This is a genomic window from Fuscovulum sp., from assembly GCA_035192965.1.
Taxonomy (GTDB): Bacteria; Pseudomonadota; Alphaproteobacteria; order Rhodobacterales; family Rhodobacteraceae; genus Paragemmobacter.
Window position 1 is genome coordinate 3,784,955 of the sequence record CP136571.1, and the last position, 18,587, is coordinate 3,803,541.

The 18,587-nt window shown below is 64.4% G+C and carries 19 protein-coding genes; 6 read left to right on the forward strand and 13 right to left on the reverse strand.

Annotated features, from left to right (window positions below; all coding sequences use genetic code 11):
* Positions 1-45: 45 nt before the first annotated feature.
* The 3 genes from RSE12_18595 to RSE12_18605 are packed head-to-tail and all read left to right on the forward strand — an operon-like array spanning position 46 to position 2,411.
* Positions 46-741 carry a DUF484 family protein gene (locus RSE12_18595; GenBank protein ID WRH62352.1) on the forward strand — a complete coding sequence of 232 codons (696 nt, stop codon included), beginning with the start codon at positions 46-48 and terminating at the stop codon, positions 739-741.
* Positions 738-1,661: a tyrosine recombinase XerC gene (locus RSE12_18600; protein ID WRH62353.1), complete on the forward strand. Its 924-nt coding sequence runs from the start codon at positions 738-740 to the stop codon at positions 1,659-1,661. Before RSE12_18595 ends, RSE12_18600 begins: the two co-directional genes overlap by 4 nt.
* 42 nt (positions 1,662-1,703) lie before the next feature.
* Positions 1,704-2,411, forward strand: a complete 708-nt coding sequence (locus RSE12_18605) for a CDP-alcohol phosphatidyltransferase family protein (protein WRH62354.1) — start codon at positions 1,704-1,706, stop codon at positions 2,409-2,411.
* A 10-nt stretch (positions 2,412-2,421) separates the two neighbouring features.
* Here the strand turns inward: RSE12_18605 and RSE12_18610 are convergent, their stop codons facing one another.
* The 4 genes from RSE12_18610 to RSE12_18625 all read right to left on the reverse strand — a co-directional run bounded on the left by RSE12_18610 (position 2,422) and on the right by RSE12_18625 (position 9,422).
* Positions 2,422-3,258 carry a DMT family transporter gene (locus RSE12_18610; protein ID WRH62355.1) on the reverse strand — a complete coding sequence of 279 codons (837 nt, stop codon included), beginning with the start codon at positions 3,256-3,258 and terminating at the stop codon, positions 2,422-2,424.
* A gap of 119 nt (positions 3,259-3,377) precedes the next feature.
* A complete protein-coding gene (locus RSE12_18615) occupies positions 3,378-3,614 on the reverse strand; it encodes a DUF3253 domain-containing protein (protein ID WRH62356.1) in 237 nt (78 codons plus the stop codon).
* A complete protein-coding gene (gene ileS / locus RSE12_18620) occupies positions 3,598-6,516 on the reverse strand; it encodes an isoleucine--tRNA ligase (GenBank protein WRH62357.1) in 2,919 nt (972 codons plus the stop codon). The genes RSE12_18615 and ileS overlap by 17 nt, the downstream gene beginning before the upstream one ends.
* Before the next feature lie 182 nt (positions 6,517-6,698).
* Positions 6,699-9,422: a DUF2339 domain-containing protein gene (locus tag RSE12_18625; GenBank protein WRH62358.1), complete on the reverse strand. Its 2,724-nt coding sequence runs from the start codon at positions 9,420-9,422 to the stop codon at positions 6,699-6,701.
* 141 nt (positions 9,423-9,563) lie between these two features.
* On the opposite strand from RSE12_18625, the gene RSE12_18630 reads away from it, so the two are divergent.
* Positions 9,564-9,944, forward strand: a complete 381-nt coding sequence (locus RSE12_18630; protein WRH62359.1) for a DUF2237 domain-containing protein — start codon at positions 9,564-9,566, stop codon at positions 9,942-9,944.
* Between the two features lie 21 nt (positions 9,945-9,965).
* Here RSE12_18630 and RSE12_18635 read toward each other — a convergent pair whose 3' ends face one another.
* From RSE12_18635 to trpB, 4 genes are all read right to left on the reverse strand, one after another.
* Positions 9,966-10,481 carry a helix-turn-helix transcriptional regulator gene (locus RSE12_18635; GenBank protein WRH62360.1) on the reverse strand — a complete coding sequence of 172 codons (516 nt, stop codon included), beginning with the start codon at positions 10,479-10,481 and terminating at the stop codon, positions 9,966-9,968.
* Positions 10,478-10,609: a hypothetical protein gene (locus tag RSE12_18640; GenBank protein WRH62361.1), complete on the reverse strand. Its 132-nt coding sequence runs from the start codon at positions 10,607-10,609 to the stop codon at positions 10,478-10,480. The genes RSE12_18635 and RSE12_18640 overlap by 4 nt, the downstream gene beginning before the upstream one ends.
* Positions 10,599-10,997: a hypothetical protein gene (locus RSE12_18645; protein WRH62362.1), complete on the reverse strand. Its 399-nt coding sequence runs from the start codon at positions 10,995-10,997 to the stop codon at positions 10,599-10,601. The genes RSE12_18640 and RSE12_18645 overlap by 11 nt, the downstream gene beginning before the upstream one ends.
* Positions 10,998-11,223: 226 nt before the next feature.
* Positions 11,224-12,456, reverse strand: coding sequence for a tryptophan synthase subunit beta (gene trpB, locus RSE12_18650; GenBank protein ID WRH62363.1), 1,233 nt, complete (start codon positions 12,454-12,456; stop codon positions 11,224-11,226).
* 292 nt (positions 12,457-12,748) lie between these two features.
* Between trpB and RSE12_18655 the strand changes: the two genes are divergently transcribed.
* Complete coding sequence (locus tag RSE12_18655) at positions 12,749-13,531, forward strand: DUF4394 domain-containing protein (protein ID WRH62364.1); 783 nt, start codon at positions 12,749-12,751, stop codon at positions 13,529-13,531.
* Between the two features lie 54 nt (positions 13,532-13,585).
* Here the strand turns inward: RSE12_18655 and RSE12_18660 are convergent, their stop codons facing one another.
* The 4 genes from RSE12_18660 to rpsA all read right to left on the reverse strand — a co-directional run bounded on the left by RSE12_18660 (position 13,586) and on the right by rpsA (position 16,846).
* Positions 13,586-14,224 (reverse strand): phosphoribosylanthranilate isomerase, encoded by a 639-nt coding sequence (locus RSE12_18660; protein WRH62365.1) that lies wholly within the window; start codon positions 14,222-14,224, stop codon positions 13,586-13,588.
* A gap of 2 nt (positions 14,225-14,226) precedes the next feature.
* On the reverse strand, positions 14,227-14,589 hold the full coding sequence (locus RSE12_18665) for a LapA family protein (protein WRH62366.1): 363 nt from the start codon (positions 14,587-14,589) through the stop codon (positions 14,227-14,229).
* A 73-nt stretch (positions 14,590-14,662) separates the two neighbouring features.
* A complete protein-coding gene (ihfB, locus tag RSE12_18670; protein ID WRH62367.1) occupies positions 14,663-14,947 on the reverse strand; it encodes an integration host factor subunit beta in 285 nt (94 codons plus the stop codon).
* Between the two features lie 219 nt (positions 14,948-15,166).
* Entirely contained in the window at positions 15,167-16,846 is a 1,680-nt protein-coding gene (rpsA, locus tag RSE12_18675; GenBank protein WRH64860.1) for a 30S ribosomal protein S1, read from the reverse strand.
* Between the two features lie 452 nt (positions 16,847-17,298).
* On the opposite strand from rpsA, the gene RSE12_18680 reads away from it, so the two are divergent.
* Positions 17,299-17,649, forward strand: a complete 351-nt coding sequence (locus RSE12_18680) for a DUF6614 family protein (protein ID WRH62368.1) — start codon at positions 17,299-17,301, stop codon at positions 17,647-17,649.
* Between the two features lie 204 nt (positions 17,650-17,853).
* Here RSE12_18680 and RSE12_18685 read toward each other — a convergent pair whose 3' ends face one another.
* Entirely contained in the window at positions 17,854-18,474 is a 621-nt protein-coding gene (locus tag RSE12_18685; GenBank protein WRH62369.1) for an RNA ligase family protein, read from the reverse strand.
* Positions 18,475-18,587 lie beyond the last annotated feature (113 nt).

Genomic DNA, 18,587 nt, shown 5'->3' on the forward strand with positions numbered 1-18,587 from the left:
CAAATCACCAAGAACAACCAACAAGATTACCGGGCAGTGACACCAATGATCGAACCTGATTTGCGCGACCGGCTCCTGTCAGAGCCGGAATTGTTGCTGGAAGACCGCGAAGTGATGAACGCGCTCATCGCCGCGAATGAACGCGCGATGGGATCGAACATCGTCGATCTGCGCGGCATCGCGATGGAACGGCTCGAGGCGCGGCTTGACCGGTTGGAAGACACCCACCGCTCTGTTATCGCCGCCGCCTACGAAAACCTCGCCGGCACCAATCAGGTGCACCGCGCCATCCTCCAGATGCTCGACCCGCTCAGCTTTGAGGAATTCCTGAAAACCCTCGCCACCGATGTCGCAGGCACCCTGCGCGTGGAATGCGTGCGGCTGGTGCTGGAATCGGTCCAGCCCGAAGACAGCCCCGCCCTTCTGCGCAAACTGGGCGATGTGCTCTTCGTGGCCGAACCCGGTTTCGTGACCGACTACCTTGCCGGGGGCCGCAACGTCCCCCTGCGCCCGGTCGTGCTGCGTCAGGTCCAACCCGATAACGACGCCCTCTATGGCGAACGCGCCGGCTGGATCCGGTCCGAGGCGCTGATGCGTCTCGATTTCGGCGCAGGCCGCTTGCCGGGGATGCTGGTCTTCGGTGCCGAAGACCCGCATCAGTTCAAACCCACCCACGGCACCGACCTTCTGGCCTTCTTCGCCGGGGTCTTTGAACGGACCATGCGCCGCTGGCTGTCATGACGGCCCTCATCTCCCCGCAACAGCGCGATGCGCTGGACCGCTGGCTCACCCATCTGCGCGCGCTGGATGGGGCGGCCGCCAACACCATCACCGCCTATGGCCGCGATGTGGCGGGATATCTCAGCTTCCTCGCCACCCATCGTGGCGGGGCCGAGGGCACGGCGGCGCTGACCACCCTCGCCATTCAGGACATCCGCGCCTGGATGGCGCATGAACGCGGGCGCGGCCTGTCGGCCCGCTCGCTCGCCCGCGCGCTGTCAGCCGTCAAGGGCTTCACCGCCTGGCTGGCGGATCGAGACGGCACGGATGCCACCGCGATCCTCACCACCCGCGGCCCGAAGTTCCGCCGCAAACTCCCCCGCCCACTATCCGAGGACGGCGCCCGCGCCATGCTCGATACCGTTGGCGATCAGGCGCGCGAAGACTGGATTGCCGCCCGCGATACCGCCGTGGTCACCCTCCTCTACGGCTGTGGCTTGCGGATATCCGAAGCGCTCGGCCTCACCGGGGCCGACCATCCGCTGCCCGATGTGCTGCGCATCACCGGCAAGGGCGACAAGACCCGCCTCGTCCCCGTCCTGCCCACCGCCCGCGCCGCCGTCGCCCAATACGCCCGCCTCTGCCCCTATGACCTGTCCCGCAACGCCCCCCTGTTTCGCGGCGCGCGCGGCGGCCCGCTCAACCCCCGGCTCATCGCGCTGGTGATGGAAAAGACCCGCCTCCAGCTTGGCCTTCCTGCGACAGCCACCCCCCACGCCCTGCGGCACAGCTTTGCCACGCATCTGCTCTCCGCAGGTGGCGATCTGCGCGCGATACAGGAACTGCTCGGTCACGCATCTCTGTCCACAACGCAGGCATATACCGCCGTGGATGCCGCCAGATTGATGGAAGTCTACGAAAAGGCGCATCCCCGCGCCTGACAGGAATTGCACCAAATCCGATTTCGGGGCAAACCAAGCATCATGGATATTCGTTTCAAGGCGCTTGGCGTTCACCTCCTCACCGCGACAGGTGCCGTCCTGTCCATGTTCGCCATGCTCGCCGCCGTGCAAGAACAGTGGAGCTTGATGTTCCTCTGGCTCGTCGTGGCCCTTCTGGTCGACGGCATCGACGGCCCCCTCGCCCGCCGCTATGACGTCACCAAGAACTGGCCCACCTATGACGGTGTCCTGATGGACCTGATCGTCGACTACCTCACCTACGTCTTCATCCCCGCCTATGCCCTGTTCAAATCCGGCCTTCTTCAGGGCTGGACGGGCTGGTTCGCCATCATCGCCATTGTCTACGGCTCGGTCGTCTATTTCGCCGACACGCGGATGAAGACAAAGGACAAATCCTTTGCCGGCTTCCCGGCCTGCTGGAACATGGTGATCCTTGTCCTTTTCGCCCTGCACCCGATCTGGTGGATCAGCCTGATCGTGGTCGTCGCGCTGACTGTGGGGATGTTCACCAACCTGAAATTCGTCCACCCCGTCCGCACCGCCCGCTGGCGCTATGTCACGCTGCCGATGGCACTGGGCTGGGTGTTCTTCGCGGGCTGGGCGGCCTGGGTCGATTTCAACCCGCAAAGCTGGGCGCATTGGGGGCTGGTCATCACCTCGCTTTACCTGACCTTTGCAGGGATCGCGCAGCAGATCATCCCCGATCGCAGCATCGACCGCGTCTCCTGACACGGCCCCGCTACAGCCGCGTCAACACCACCCCCAGCACGATCACGACAGAAGCAATCGCCTTCTCCGTCCCCATCTTCTCGCCAAACACCAGCCAGCCGATCAGCACCGCAAACAGGATCGACGTCTCCCGCAGCGCGGCCACCACCGCCAGCGGAGCCACCGTCATCGCCCAGACAGACACCGCATAAGCCCCATAAGACGCGGCCGACGCAAACGTCGCCAACCCCCAGGCCTTGCGGTCCCGCGGGATCACATCCACGCCCTTCCACAACAGCATCCCCGTCGTGAAGATCAGCCCATCCGCCACGAAGACCCACGCCACATAGGCCACCGCATCGCCCGACACCCGCGCGCCCAGCCCGTCGATCATCGTATAGGTCGCCGTCGCGCAGGCCGACCCCAGCGCAAAGGGCAACAGCCGCCGATCTTCGGCTTGCGTGAACACCCCCCGCGCCATCAGCAGGATGCCAAGGCCCAGCACCGCAATGCCCAGATATTCCTTGCCGGAAATGGCATCGGCCAGCGTGAACGCCCCCACCAGCGCCACCACCATCGGCGCGGCCCCCCGCGCAATCGGGTAAACCCGGCTCAGATCGCCACGCTCATAGGCAAACACCAGAAACGACTTATAGCAAAAATGCGTGCAGCCCGACGCCAGCACCCACCACCACACCTCAGGGTTGGGCCAGGGGCAGAACAGCGCGATCGTCAACCCGATGGGAATTTCGGCAATCGACAGGATCACCATCCCGCCCGCCTTGGACGTCCCCACCTTGATCAGCGCATTCCACAGCGCATGCAGGAATGCCGCAGCCAGAACCGCCAGAAAGACGCCAAAGGTCACCGGGCACCTGTCATATAACCGTTACAAAACGGCTAATCCCCCCGCTGCCCAAGGGCAAGCTGCATCGCAGCCTTTCCCGCCTCTGGCCTTACTTCGCGAACGATCTGGCCGTAAACAGCCTAGCGCAACCCCAACCGGATCGGCCCCCGTGCCGTGACCGGATCAACCGGCACGCCCTTCTGCGTGACCACCACATCCGGATGCCCCGCCGCCACCCGCCGCACCTCGGGCATCAAGGGCCGCCAATCCGGCGACAGCGCCTTGGCCGCGTCAGAGGGGCAGAAGGTCTTCCCCCTGCCCCGCCGCAACGCAAGGTCCGTCAGGACCGCCGCGATCCCCTCATCCGAGGGCTTCATCACAGCGCGCGCAGACCCCGGCATGGGAATGCGTGCCCACATCGGGCAGCACTTTCCAGCAGCGTTCGCACTTCTCGCCGCCCGCTTCCCGGAACACCACAGCCACGCCCGCCACATCAGCCAGCGTAAAGGCCCCTTCGGGTGCCGCCCCGGTGGAAACGCTGATGCTGGAGGTGATGCACAGATCGGCGAAATCCACGCCTTCCAGCATCCGTGCCGTCTCGGCATCGACATGAACCACCGGGTCCGCCTCCAGCGATGCACCAATCACCTTGGCCGTCCGCTGCACCTCCAGCGCGCCCGTCACCACCCGGCGCACCGCGCGGATCCGGTCCCATTTCGCCGCCAGCGCCGGGTTCAGCCACGCAGCCGGCGTTTCGGGAATGTCATGCAGATGGACCGAATCCCCCTCGCCGGGGAAACGCGACAGCCAGACATCTTCCATCGTGAACACGAGGATCGGCGCAAGCCATGTCGTCAGCCTATGGAACAGCGCATCCAGCACCGTCCGCGCCGCCCGCCGCCGCAAGCTGCCGGGTGCATCACAATACAGGCTGTCCTTGCGGATATCGAAATACACCGCTGACAGGTCCGTCGTCGCAAAGGTGAACAGCTTCTGGAACACGCCCTGGAAATCGTATCGCCCATAGCCCGCGCGCACTTCGGCATCCAACTCTGCCAACCGGTGCAGCACCCACTGTTCCAGCTCCGGCATCTCGTCAACAGACACCCGCTCGGCTTCCGTGAACCCCGCCAGATTGCCCAGCAGGAACCGCAGCGTGTTGCGCAACCGGCGATAGCTGTCGGCCACCCCTTTCAGGATTTCCTTCCCGATCCGCAGGTCGATCGTGTAATCCGACTGCGCCACCCACAGCCGCAGGATATCGGCGCCGTATTCGTCGATCACCTCTTGCGGGGCCACGGTATTGCCCAACGACTTGGACATCTTCATGCCCTTCTCGTCCAGCGTGAAGCCATGCGTCAGCACACCCCGGTAAGGCGCGCGGCCCTTGGTCCCACAGGCCTGCAACATGCTGGAATGGAACCACCCGCGATGCTGGTCGGTGCCTTCCAGATACAGGTCGGCAATCCCGTCAGCCGCCCCATCTGCCCGGTCGCGCAGCACAAAAGCATGGGTGGACCCGCTATCGAACCACACATCCAGCACGTCAAAGACCTGGGTGTAATCCTCGGGGTTCACGAGGCCCGAAAGCACCCGCTCCTTGAACCCGTTCACATACCAGACATCCGCCCCCTCGGCCTCGAACGCCGCCTTGATGCGCGCGTTCACCTCGGCATTCCGCAGCAGGTAATCGGCATCCGTGGGCTTGGCCCCCTTCTTCACGAAGCAGGTCAGCGGCACACCCCATGCCCGCTGGCGCGACAGCACCCAATCCGGCCGCGCTTCGATCATTGAATGCAGACGGTTGCGCCCGGTCACCGGCGTCCATTCCACCAACTGGTTGATCGAATTCAGCGCCCGCTTGCGGATCGTGTCGCCATAGGTGGACATGCCATCCTCAAGCGTCCGGTCAATCGCCACAAACCATTGCGGTGTGTTGCGATAGATCAGCGGCGCCTTGGACCGCCACGAATGCGGATAGGAATGCTTCAGCTTGCCCTTGGCAAACAGCGCACCACTATAGGCCAACTGCTTGATAACGCTCACATTCGCCGGGCCTTCCTTGCCCTCGGCCGTCAGGATCGCCTGCCCCCCGAACAGCGGCAGATCGGCGCGATAGCTGCCATCGGGCTCGACGTTATAGGTCATCGGCAGGCCGAACTTCAGGCCCATCTGATAGTCGTCATCCCCGTGCGACGGCGCAGTATGCACAAACCCCGTGCCCGCATCATCGGTCACATGGTCCCCCGGCAGCATCGGCACGTCGAAATCCCACTCGGCCAATCCACCCTCAACGCCCCGGAACGGATGCGCGCAAACCATCGTGGCAAGGTCAGCCGCCGCCACATCGCACAGCCGCCGCACAAACTCCGGCCCCGCCAGCTTGGCCTGCGTGAATACCGCCTCGGCCAGCTTGTCGGCCACAATCAACCGCTGCCCGATGGTCGCCGTGCTGTCGGCAGGCCGCCCGATGATCTCATACAGGCCATAGCCGATTTCCGGCCCGAAACTGATCGCCCGGTTCTGCGGGATGGTCCAAGGCGTCGTGGTCCAGATCACCACATCCGTCCGCGTCTTGGTGAACATCGCGTCCCCCGCCGCCACAACCGGAAACCGAACCCAGATCGTGTGGCTGGTGTGATCGTGATACTCCACCTCCGCCTCGGCCAGCGCGGTTTTCTCCACCGGCGACCACATCACGGGCTTTGACCCCTGATAGAGCGACCCGTTCATCACGAATTTCATGAACTCGTCCGCGATCACCGCTTCCGCATGATAATCCATCGTCAGGTAAGGATCGGCCCAGTTGCCCGTGATCCCCAGCCGCTTGAACTCTTCGCGCTGAACGTCGATCCAGCCCTCGGCAAAGCGGCGGCATTCCTGACGGAAGGCCACCACGTCCACGTCATCCTTGTTCAACCCCTTGGCGCGGTACTGCTCTTCGATCTTCCATTCGATGGGCAGGCCGTGGCAATCCCAGCCCGGCACATAGCGCGCGTCACGCCCCATCATCTGCTGGCTGCGCACCACCATATCCTTCAGCACCTTGTTCAGCGCGTGGCCGATATGCAGATGCCCGTTGGCGTAAGGAGGGCCATCATGCAGCACAAACGGCACCCGCCCCTGCTTTTCCCGCAGCCGGTCATAGATCCCGATCCGCGCCCAACGCTCCAGCCATTCCGGCTCGCGCTGCGGCAACCCCGCGCGCATGGGAAAGTCGGTCTCGGGCAGGAAAACGGTGGAACGATAGTCGGGCGTATTCGTCGTGTCGGCGCACATGGGCGTCTGTCCTTGCGATCATCGGGGCAGGGTCGCGGCACCGGTCACAGTGCCGCAGGCGACAGGCAGGTCTCCCGGCGGCTTATCAGCGCGCCGGGCTACTAATTCGGGCATCTATCGCGAACATCTGCATCATGGCGCGCGTTATAGACGCGCGCCGCCCAAGGGTCCAGTGCGCCGCGTCAGTTCGCCGCCCGTGTTGCCGCCCAGCGGTTCAGCCAGGCCAGCCCCGCCAGCGACAGCCCCAGCGCCAGGAAGGAAAACACCCGCATCAGCCCTGACAGCCCCGCCGCATCGACCAGAAACACCTTCGCCACCGTCAACCCGATCAGCCCCAGCGCCACCCGCCGCAACCCGACCGACCGCCGCGCGATGGCCTGCCACAGCAGCACCGCCCCCACGATCAGCAGCGCGATGGTATAGGAATACAGCTCAGGCTGGCTCGTCCCCGGCACCGACAGGTCATCCCCCCGCCAGAACCGCCGGATCTCCAGCCCGGCATACAGCGCCACCAGCGCCGCCCCCACGCCATCCATCGCCCGCTGCAACACCAACGGCAGATGCGCCAGCCAGCGCCGCGCCATCAGGATCACCCCACCCGCCAGCCCATAGGCCGCGAATAGGCTGTCCAGAAGCAGCGGCCCGCGCACGGTATCCCCCGCGATCAGCGGGTTCAGCCCCGTCACGGCGACCAGCATCGCCAGCCCCCAGATCACCCCCGCCACGCCCGCAAGGACATAGCGCAACAGCTCCAGCCGCCCGCCCAGTTTCACCCGGTAAAGCTGCACCAGCGCCATCATCAGCCATGGCAGCGCCAGCAACGCCGCCGACCAATGCGCCTCCGGCGGTGCCACACCCGGCGCCCCGGTCATCCAGCGCAGGATCAGCACATCCGCCAGCAACACCAGCGCCAGCGCAATCCCGCTTTCCGCAAAGGCCCGCGCCGCATCCCGCCCCTCGCGCGGCAACAGCCACAACGCCGCCCCCAACCCGATGATCGGCCCGACATAGGCCGCCACCGCCGCCATCAACGGCGCGTCAAAAGCCCAGATCAACCCCGGATCAACCGCCATGCGCCAACCCAGCAGGATCGCGCCCGCCTGCACCGCAAGCGCCATCTCCGGCAGCCGCAACCGCCGGTCCAGCCCCGCCGCCACCGCCACCAACACCGCCAGACCAAGCGACAGCGCCGCATGCGACAGGATCAGGAACAGCGCCAAAGCGATCAACGCCAGCGCCGACAGCGTGAAATGCGCCGCCCGCCGCAACGTGCCCCCGTCAGCCCGCGCAAACTGCACTGCCAGCGCCACCATCAGCGCGGCCAGCGCCATCACCTGCAACGCCCAAGGATAGGCCCCGATCACCGCCGACACCGGCCATGTCAGTTCCAGCATCAACGCCGTCATGGGCGCTGCCAGCGCCGCCGCAATCGACAGGATCACCGGATGCGCCGCCCCCCGCTGCGCCCGGAACGCCAGCGCACAGGACACCCCCGCCGCCAGCACCAGCAACCACGTCACTGTCCATGGGGCCGCCGTCTCTGGCGCGCGCAAGGCCAACGCCGCATCCTCAAAGCTGCGGAACAGATCGCCCCACTGCTCGGGCGAAAAGGCCACCAGCGCCACGAACCCCGCCGCAGGCACCAATGGCAGGTCATGCAACCCGCGCGCCTCGCCCGTCCACAGCGCCAGCCCAATCGCCAAAGCCGCCAGCAGGACAAAGGGCAGCAACCCCCATCCCGGCGCAGGGATCAGCAGCACCATCGCCACCACCGCCGCCACCACCGCAGCCCAGCCCAGCATCACCGGAAAAACCGGCCGCCCCCCGCCCTTCTGGATCAGCGACACGGACAGAACCGTCGGCCCCGCATGATCCGGGAACAACCGCAGCGCCGGAACACCCACGGCCAGAACCGCCAGCACTGTCACCGCGATCTGGAACGCCGCCACCGTGCCGCCACCCGCCATCAGCAGGATTCCCGCCAGCAGCGCCAACCCGACCGACAGCCCGGAAACCCAGGCCCAGCGCCGCATCGCATCCACCGCCAGCCCGACTGCCGCCACCAGCAGGAAATAGCCCTGCAACCAGTCCACGCTGTCGGCATTGCCGCCCACGACAAAAGGCGACAGTGTCGCCCCCACCAGCCCCAGCGCCGCCAGCAGCGGCCCGTGGAACCAGCCCAGCAGGATCGCCCCCCCCGCCGTCGCCACCAGCGCGGCAAAGGTCACCTCCGGCCCGATCAGCCCATACATCTGCCGCGCGGCCAGCACGGCGGCAAAGACCGAAACCAGACCCGCCCCGGAAAACACTGATGGCAAATAGGCGGTGGAAGACTCTTCCCCATCACCAAACCGCCGCCGCACCCGCTCTCCGGCATAGATCAGCGCCAGACCGAACCCGATCCCCGCAAGCACCCGCAACGCGGGCGGCAGGAATCCCCGCTCCATCCCGTATTGCACCAGAAACACCCCGGCCAAGGCCAGCGACACACCGGAAACCGCATAAACCCAGTTCTCGCCCAGCCACGCCACGAACCGTTCGGCCAGCCCCTTCCTGCGCGGCCCCGTCGGCATCACGGGCGGCACCACTGGCGGCACCACTGGCACGGCCTCGCTCGGCAAAGGCGCGTCAACGGCATCCGCCACAACGGCGTCCGGCACTGTCACCTCAGGCAAAACCGCCTCGGCCCGCACCGCAGGCAGCACACCCGTCTCTGCCACCGCCTCCTTGCGCGTCCACGGTGACGGCGTCCCCGCCTCCACCGCAACCAGCCGCGCCTCGGCCCGCGCCAACCGCTCGGCCATCGCGTCCATGTCGCGCGTCATCCCCGACACGCGCACCCAAAGCACAATCACCCCGACCGGGATCGCAAGAACCGCCAACAGGCCCAGAATGACAATTTCCAAATCACAATCCTCAGCAATACGCCCGGAACTGCCCCGGTTAATGCGCGAACCTTACCCGACTGCGCGCGCCCTGCAAATCGCCGCACTCGACATCGCCCGCCCATGCGTTAGCTTTGTCACGACACGCGAAAGGGCAGCCCGATGAAAGAAGCCTCGATCAACGTTCTGGGCCAACCGCTGGAAACCTGCTCCACCGCGCCTGTCACGGGTTTCTTCCGCAACGGCTGCTGCGACACCGGGCCGATGGACACGGGCCAGCACACCGTCTGCGCCGAAATGACCCGGGAATTCCTCGCCCTGTCGAAATACCTCGGCAATGACCTGTCCACCCCACGCCCCGAATACGGCTTTGCGGGCCTAAAACCCGGTGATCACTGGTGCCTCTGCGCTGCCCGCTTCTATCAGGCTCATGAGGAAGGCGCGGCCCCCAAGGTGCGCCTCGCGGCCACCCATATCCGCGCGCTCGATATCGTGCCGCTGTCGATCCTGAAGGAATATGCCGTCGATCTGCCCACGGGTTGACCCACTGGCAAACCCTGTGCGCTAAGCGGCCGCTCTGGGCCGGATCTGTTCGGTCACATCGTCCCGCATCAGATCATCAATGAACAGCGACAGCAGCTGTGGCCGCCCGCTCACCCCCGCCTTGCGATAGATCGCATTGGTCTGCGCCTTGACCGTGCCTTCGGACGTTGTCCGCAGCATCGCAATCTCGGCGGTCGACATGCCCTTGATAGCAAACAGCGCCACATCCCGTTCCGCCGGGGTCAGCGCCCATTCGCCAAACCGCTCTTCCAGCAGGTCCATGAACGCTCCCGACGCGCGGCGCAGCCGTTCCCGCGCATCGTTGCGTTCCCGCAGCACATTGCGCAACAAAACCGCCCCCAGCACCACGCCCATGAACAGGCCCAGCGCCGCCGCCACTTCCATGATCTCGCGCAGTTCCCACGGCAAGGGGGGCGTATAGATCCCCAACAGCGAGGTCGCGATATCGGAAATGAAGAAGACGGCGCACAGCGCCTGAATCAGCAGAACCCCGGCGATGACCCATTTCTTCGTCACGCCTTGTCCCGCCCCTCATCTGGCAGATTGCGACCCGTCATCGTGCGATTCGCCGCCACTCCGGCCATCGGCATTGCCGCCACGGTTCTGGTCAGAGCTGAATTGATCGCGGCCGTCTCAGCCGTCATCGCCTTCGTCGTCACCGCCTTCATCCCCGCCACCCTGATCGCCACCCGATCCAGAGCTTGACGATGCCGATCCGCCACCGTCGCGATTGGCCGAAGACATCACGCTCGACCCGTTGCCGTTGCCGCCCCCCACAGCCTCGCCGCCCTCGGCCAGCCACAGATCGCGCAGCACCTCGCCGTTGTTCGGATTGATGACGATCTCGCGCTGCCCGTCGCCGTTTTCTGCAACGATCCGCATCCGGCCCAGCCAGGTGCGTTCGGTGGAAATGCTGCGGTACCCTTCGGCCTCAAGCTGCTCCACGATCGTGCGCGCATAGACATCCGCCATCACCGGCGTTGTCCCCATCGCGCCGGCAACCAGCGCCCCCATGACTTTCCGTGCCATCATCTGCACCCCCTCTAGGGCAAGCCGCATTCCTCAAGCCGTTAAGATATCTTTCAACATCCGGAACCCAGCATGGCCGCGTTGCGACATTTTCATGGCATCGCCTATGGCCCGAATGCGCAGTCACCCCGCCACCTCGGCAAGGCCGAAAAGCAAAACGCCCCCGCTGCCGATGCAACGGGGGCGTTCAAGCCCTTGCAGGATCAGGCCAAAAGACCTGCGGCCTGGGTCAAACCTTCATGTCCACGCCCAGATGCTTGGCCACGGTGAAGATGTCCTTGTCGCCCCGCCCGCACATGTTCATCACGATGATATGCTCGCGCGGCAGCGTCGGCGCGATCTTCATCACATGGGCCAGCGCATGGCTCGGCTCCAGCGCCGGGATGATTCCCTCCAGCTTGCAGGAAAGCTGAAACGCCTCCAGCGCCTCGGCATCCGTGATGCTCACATATTCCGCCCGGCCAATATCGTGCAGCCAGGCATGTTCCGGCCCGATGCCCGGATAATCCAGCCCCGCGCTGATGCTGAACCCTTCCAGGATCTGCCCGTCATCGTCCTGCAACAGATAGGTCCGGTTGCCATGCAGCACGCCCGGCCGCCCCCCGGTCAGCGATGCGCAATGCTGCATGCGGTCATCCACACCCTTGCCGCCGGCTTCCACCCCGATGATCCGCACCGACGGGTCATCCAGGAACGGATAGAACAGCCCCATCGCGTTGGACCCGCCCCCGATGGCCGCGATCACCGTATCCGGCAACCGCCCCTCGCCCTCTTGCTCGGCCATCTGCCAGCGCACTTCCTTGCCGATGATGCTCTGGAAATCCCGCACCATCGCCGGGTACGGATGCGGCCCCGCCACCGTGCCGATGCAATAGAACGTGTCGCGCACATTGGTCACCCAGTCGCGCAACGCATCGTTCATCGCATCCTTCAGCGTCCCCCGGCCCGAGGTGACGGGAATCACCTCCGCCCCCAACAGCTTCATGCGGAACACGTTGGGTGCCTGCCGCTCCACGTCATGCGCGCCCATATAGACCACGCATTGCAGCCCGAACTTCGCGCAGACCGTGGCCGTCGCCACCCCATGCTGCCCCGCCCCGGTTTCCGCGATGATCCGCGTCTTGCCCATGCGCCGCGCCAGAATGATCTGCCCCAGCACATTGTTGATCTTATGCGCGCCGGTATGGTTCAGCTCGTCGCGCTTCATATAGATCTTGGCACCACCCAGATGCTCGGTCAGCCGCTCGGCATAGTACAGCGGCGACGGGCGGCCCACGTAATGCTTCCACAGATAATCCATCTCGGCCCAGAAAGTCGGGTCGGTCTTGGCATGCTCATAGCGCTCTTCCAGTTCCAGGATCAGCGGCATCAGCGTCTCGGACACGAACCGCCCGCCGAAAATGCCAAACCGCCCGGCCTCATCCGGCCCGGTCATGAAACTGTTGATCCCGTCCTCGGCCATGGGCCACCCCCTTTGCTTGCCCCCCCGATGTAGCGCCCTTGGCGGCCACAGGAAAGCCCGCACGAAAAACGGAGTTTGACGCAAACGCCGCGCCGAAATCTGACGCAGATTTCGCAGCCCCCGGCCCAGCGGTCCTGAACCGGAATTTGCGTCAAATTCCGCCGCGATTTCTGCATCAGAAATCGCCCGCCCGGACAAACCATCTGACGCTTTCGTGATCGCCCCGGTGAAACCTCCCGGGAATCGCTTCGTAACTTCCCATGCAAACGCAAGTGACAACAGGAGACGATCCATGAAGACCTTCACAACCGCCCTCACCCTCAGCCTCGTCGGCATGGCGGGCGTCGCACATGCAGACACCGCCCTCGGCCTGACGGGCGACCGCACGCTGATGATGATTGACACCGCCACCGGCGCCGTGACCGGCAGCGTCGAAGCCCAAGGCGTCACCCGCCTGCACGGCATCGATTACCGCCCCGGCACCGGCAAGGTGATCGGCGTGACCGAAACGCAGGCCATTGTCGAAATCGACCCCGCCACCGGTGCGACCACCGAAATCGCCAAGATGAACACGATGCTCACCATCGCTGACGGTGCAGCCGTCATCGTTGACGTGAACCCCGCCGCCGACCGTCTGCGCTTCATGTCCGGCACCACCAACCACCGTGTGGACATGGCAACCGGCGAAGTCACCGTCGATGGCGCGCTGAACTTCGACCCGGCCGACGCCAACGCCGCCGCAACCCCGATGGTCGTCGCGGTCGCCTATACCAACAGCTACGGCAAGCCGGAAAAGACCGCGATGTATGACATCGACGCCGGCCTGAACGCGCTGCTGCAACAGACCGCCCCGAATGATGGCGTCCTCGCCACCATCGGTTCGCTGGGTGTCACGCTGGAAGGCCCGGTCGCGATGGATGTCGCCACCACCGCCGACGGCACCAACACGGCTTACGTCGCCGCTCTGGGGGGGTTGCACATGCTTGACCTCGCCACCGGTGCAGTGTCCGGCACCATCGCCATCACCGGCACCGATCAACCGGTCCGCGACCTGACGATCCTGCCCGCGATGTAAGCTGACGGCGCTGATCCGGGTCCGCTCCCGCCCCGGATCAGCCAACCTTTCAGTCTACCCAGCCGCCCGGACAAAGGCCGCAATCTTCGCGGCATCCTTTTGTCCGGGCGCGCTTTCCACCCCCGACGACACATCCACCTGCCGCGCATTGGTCAGCCGCACCGCTTCGGCCACATTCTCGGCCGTCAGCCCCCCGGCCAGCATCCACGGCCGCAGCCACCGCCGCTGCGCCACCAGCCGCCAGTCGAAGGACAGCCCGTTCCCCCCCGGCAACGCCGCCCCCTTGGGCGGCTTGGCATCAATCAGGATCTGATCCGCCACCGTGCTGTAATCGAACAGCGCCGCCAGATCGCCCTCATCCGCCACGCCCACCGCCTTCATCACCGGCAGCCCGTACCGCGCGCGCACCTCGGCCACCCGCTCCGGGCTTTCGTGCCCATGCAATTGCAGCATATCCAGCGCGACGCCCTCCACGATGGCATCCAGCGCCGCATCCTCGGCATCCACCACCAGCGCCACCTTGGCCAGCCCCGGCGGCACCGCCAGCGCCAGCACGGCGGCCTGTTCCACCGTCAGATGGCGCGGCGATTTCGGGAAAAACACGAACCCCGCATAGGCCGCTCCGGCAGCCGCCACGGCGGCAACATCCTGCACGGTCCGCAGACCGCAGATCTTCACCCGCACCTCGCCCATGGTCAGCCGGCTTTCCGCGGCTTGTCGATCAGCGACAGGATCTCATCCTTCGGCACGCTCGACGAATCGCGCATCACTTCCATCTCGCGTTCCAGCCGTGCCAATTCCTTGCCGCGCACGCTCGCCGTCTTGCGATACTTGTGCTCGCGCAGCCATTCCCAGGTGAACCCGATCAGCACACCCATCACCACCCCGCCCAGAATGACCAGGAACAGCGGCAATTCCATCTGCCAGGTCACGCCGAACAGCGCCCCCATATCTTCGGGCAGGAACCGCACCGGCACCACCGTGCGATTGGCCAGCGCCACCGTCAGCAACAGCAGCAGCATGGCAACGATGATCAGATAGCGGAAATAGCGCAACATCCGTGCCTCCCGATGGGTAGGCCCAGACTATCGCGCCCCCGCTCCCGGCGCGCAAGGCATCAGACAGGAAATCTCAGCTCTTGCCGTTCAGCCGGTCGCGCAACAGCTTGCCGGTCTTGAAGAAGGGAACCTTCTTGTCATCGACCTTCACCGCTTCGCCGGTGCGCGGATTGCGGCCCACGCGCGCATCGCGCGCCTTCACCGAAAACGCGCCAAAGCCGCGCAGCTCCACGCGGTCCCCCTTGGCCAACGCCTCGATGATTTCCTCAAAGACCGTATTCACGATCCGCTCCACATGCCGCTGCGTGAGGTGCGGGTTTTCATCCGCGATCTTCTGGATCAGTTCCGAACGGATCATCCAAGTCCCCCCTGTGGTTCACCGTTGGCCGGTCGCCACGCTGTTGTTTGGATTGGACTATAGGCAAAAAAACCAACTGCACAACGAAAACGAAAAACCGCACGTCAAAGCACAGGCCCCCGCGGCAGCCCTGCACCCCTGTTTTTCGCCCCCGCCCCCGCCACAAAGCAAAAGGCCCCGCAAACGCGGGGCCTTTCCTAGAAATTCAAGCAGATAGGATCAGTTGCCGCCCTTCAGAGCCGCGCCAAGGATATCCCCCAGCGAAGCACCCGAATCGGACGAACCGTACTGTTCCACGGCTTCTTTCTCTTCGGCGATCTCGCGCGCCTTGATCGACAGGCCCAGACGACGGGTCTTCGGATCAATGTTGGTCACGCGCACGTCGACGGAATCACCCACCTGGAAACGCTCGGGGCGCTGATCGGCCCGGTCGCGCGACAGGTCGGAACGGCGGATGAACGACTTGGCGCCGTTGTATTCCACCTCGACGCCGCCCTCTTCGATCGCCGTCACAACGACGGTGACGATGGACCCACGCTTCACGCCATCGACTGCATCGGTGAAGTTGTCTTCACCCAGCGCCTTGACCGAAAGCGAGATACGCTCCTTCTCGACATCCACCTCGGTGACCGATGCCTTGACGGTGTCGCCCTTGCGATAGTTCGCAATGGCATCCTCGCCACGCTGGTCCCAGGACAGGTCCGAAAGGTGGACCATGCCGTCGATATCGTTGTCGAGGCCGACGAACAGACCGAATTCGGTGATGTTCTTGACTTCGCCCTCGATGACCGACCCAACCGGATGGGTTTCGGCGAACACTTCCCACGGGTTGCGCATGGTCTGCTTCAGACCCAGCGACACGCGGCGCTTGGCGCTGTCGATTTCCAGCACCATGACATCCACTTCCTGCGAGGTGGACACGATCTTGCCGGGATGCACGTTCTTCTTGGTCCAGGACATTTCCGACACGTGGACCAGACCCTCGACACCGGCTTCCAGCTCCACGAAGGCGCCGTAATCGGTGATGTTGGTCACGCGGCCCTTGTGGACCGAACCCAGCGGATAGGCACGCTCAACAGCATCCCACGGATCGGCCTGCAGCTGCTTCATGCCCAGGCTGATACGATGGGTTTCCTTGTTGATCTTGATGACCTGCACCTTGATCGTCTCGCCGATGGCAAGGATTTCCGACGGGTGGTTCACACGGCGCCATGCCATGTCGGTCACGTGCAGCAGGCCGTCCACGCCGCCCAGGTCGACGAAGGCACCGTATTCGGTGATGTTCTTCACGACGCCGTCGATGGTCTGGCCTTCGGTCAGGTTGCCGATAACCTCGGCGCGCTGCTCGGCACGCGATTCCTCAAGGATCGCACGGCGCGAGACAACGATGTTGCCACGGCGACGGTCCATTTTCAGAATCTGGAACGGCTGCTTCATGCCCATCAGCGGGCCAGCATCACGCACCGGACGGACGTCAACCTGCGAACCCGGCAGGAACGCAACAGCGCCGCCCAGATCGACAGTGAAGCCGCCTTTGACACGACCGAAGATCGCGCCTTCGACGCGGGTCTCCGAAGCATAGGCCTTTTCAAGACGGTCCCACGCCTCTTCGCGGCGGGCCTTCTCACGGCTGATCTGCGCTTCGCCGCGGGCATTTTCCACGCGGTCCAGATAGACCTCAACCTCGTCGCCCACATTGATGTTGGGCTGTTCACCGGGGTTGGCAAATTCCTTCAGATCGATGCGGCCTTCCATCTTGTAGCCGACATCGATGATGGCCTGGCCCGCCTCGATGGCGATGACCTTGCCTTTGACAACCGTTCCCTCTTCGGGGGTGTCAATCTCGAAGCTCTCCTTCAGGAGGGCTTCAAATTCTTCCATAGCGTTTTTCGCGCACATATGCAGTTCGTCCTTTATCATGGTTTTCTGGCCATGCGGTTGGCTCCGCCGGTCTTTGTGGCATCCCGTCCGCAAATACCGGCCCGCCCCGGAAAACCGGCAACAGGCGCGACTCTGCCTCTCGGATGGGGGGCCTATAGTCGCTTGAGGTCAGGAAAACAAGCGTCAAGCGCCCGCCTCACCCCGCCCGGCGCCACCTCGCCGCCCGCTGTCCCGGGCCTGCCCCCCACCAACCGCATCCCCGGCCCACGGTCCAGCCTCCCGTCGCCCCCGCACCATCCGGCCCGCGCCCCCGCCACGCAGCGCCGCCCTGCGAAGCAAGCCACAGGATCAAACCGGCCGCGCTAACGAAAACAGGGCCTTGGTCGTATTAACAAAAACGCAGGCTCTGGGCTGGCATCCTGTGCAGCGATCCCAAGGACGGGATTCGCAATCCGTAGGGGAGGTTGATCGTGAACGTTTACCATTGCTTGATCGAGCTGAAATCAGGGGCGCGCGCGCTGTCCTTTGCCCATTCTGTTGAACTTTGGCTTGACCATCTGACCAAGCTTGAACTGGTCTCCGGCTGGCGCCTCATGCGCCGCAAATTCGGCCTTGCCTCCGGCCGCCACACCGATTTCGTGCTGGAGATCGAAATCAAGGGCATGGCCGCCCTCGACGACGCCTTCACCGCGCTGGCCGACGCCGACGATCACGCCGTCCAACTCTACGAGAAAATGCACGCCATGATCGAAAGCGCCGAAATCGGCCTCTACCGCCCCTACCCCGACCCCGCGCAGAGAGAGCGCATCGCGCTGATCTGACAGGCGCCCTCCAAGCCCAGTCTTCTACCCGTCCCGGCCCTGAGCCGGGACCTCCCCCACCACCCGCGCCCCCCCTCCAGGAGGCCCCTGATCAAGTCCGGGGCGGGGTCTCCCTGCACATTGAGAAAGAGCGCTTCTTTGCCCAAAGCTGATGCCAGAGGCTCCGGGCAGACTGATCGGCGGCTATGCGGACGAAGCGGACGTTCAATCGGCTAGTCGGTTTGCGATGAGTTCGGCCTTCATCCAATGTATCTCCGACTGGACATGTCCCTCCCTGACGTATTTGCCCACTCGTTCTGGCATGGCCGTTTCTGCAAATGCATCAGCTATTCTGGCGACGAAACCCTCTTGCGTACTCAGGTCGAGCGTCTTTGCAAGATCATCAAACAGGCCATGCAGGTAGAGGCCGCGATAGAGTGTCGGGACGGGATGGATACCCAGTTCTTCAAACCGCGCTAACGTCTGATCCCACCCCTGCACCTCGCCGCCGATAATCCAGGCAAAGCCAAGAAAGTATGAGGGTAGCGCATCGTAGGCGACAGAATGACGGGCGAAAAGGTTTTCTCCAACGATGCGCTCGCCCTCACTCAGGTAAGGCGCGACGCCTGCCGCGAACGCCTTCAGCCAATCGCGGGAAGGATGATAGCGGCTGTCAGGGCTTCGGGCATGTGATCCAGCCCGATGGATGGTCGTATTCTCCCCATCCATCTTCTCGGTTACGACGAGATCATCCACCATCAGCCCATTCAGGGAGGGCATGATTTTGTCGTCACTCGTCGCACCGGGTGAGATCGGAAGATGAAAGGTGCGACCGTATTTCTTCATATGGAAACCATAGCATAGCAGACTGACCGTCCGCAAAGGGCTCTTTGCGCCAGTCCATTTGTCAAAGACTTGGACGTGACGGTGCCCTACGGAAACGTCCCTTCCCGGCCCCA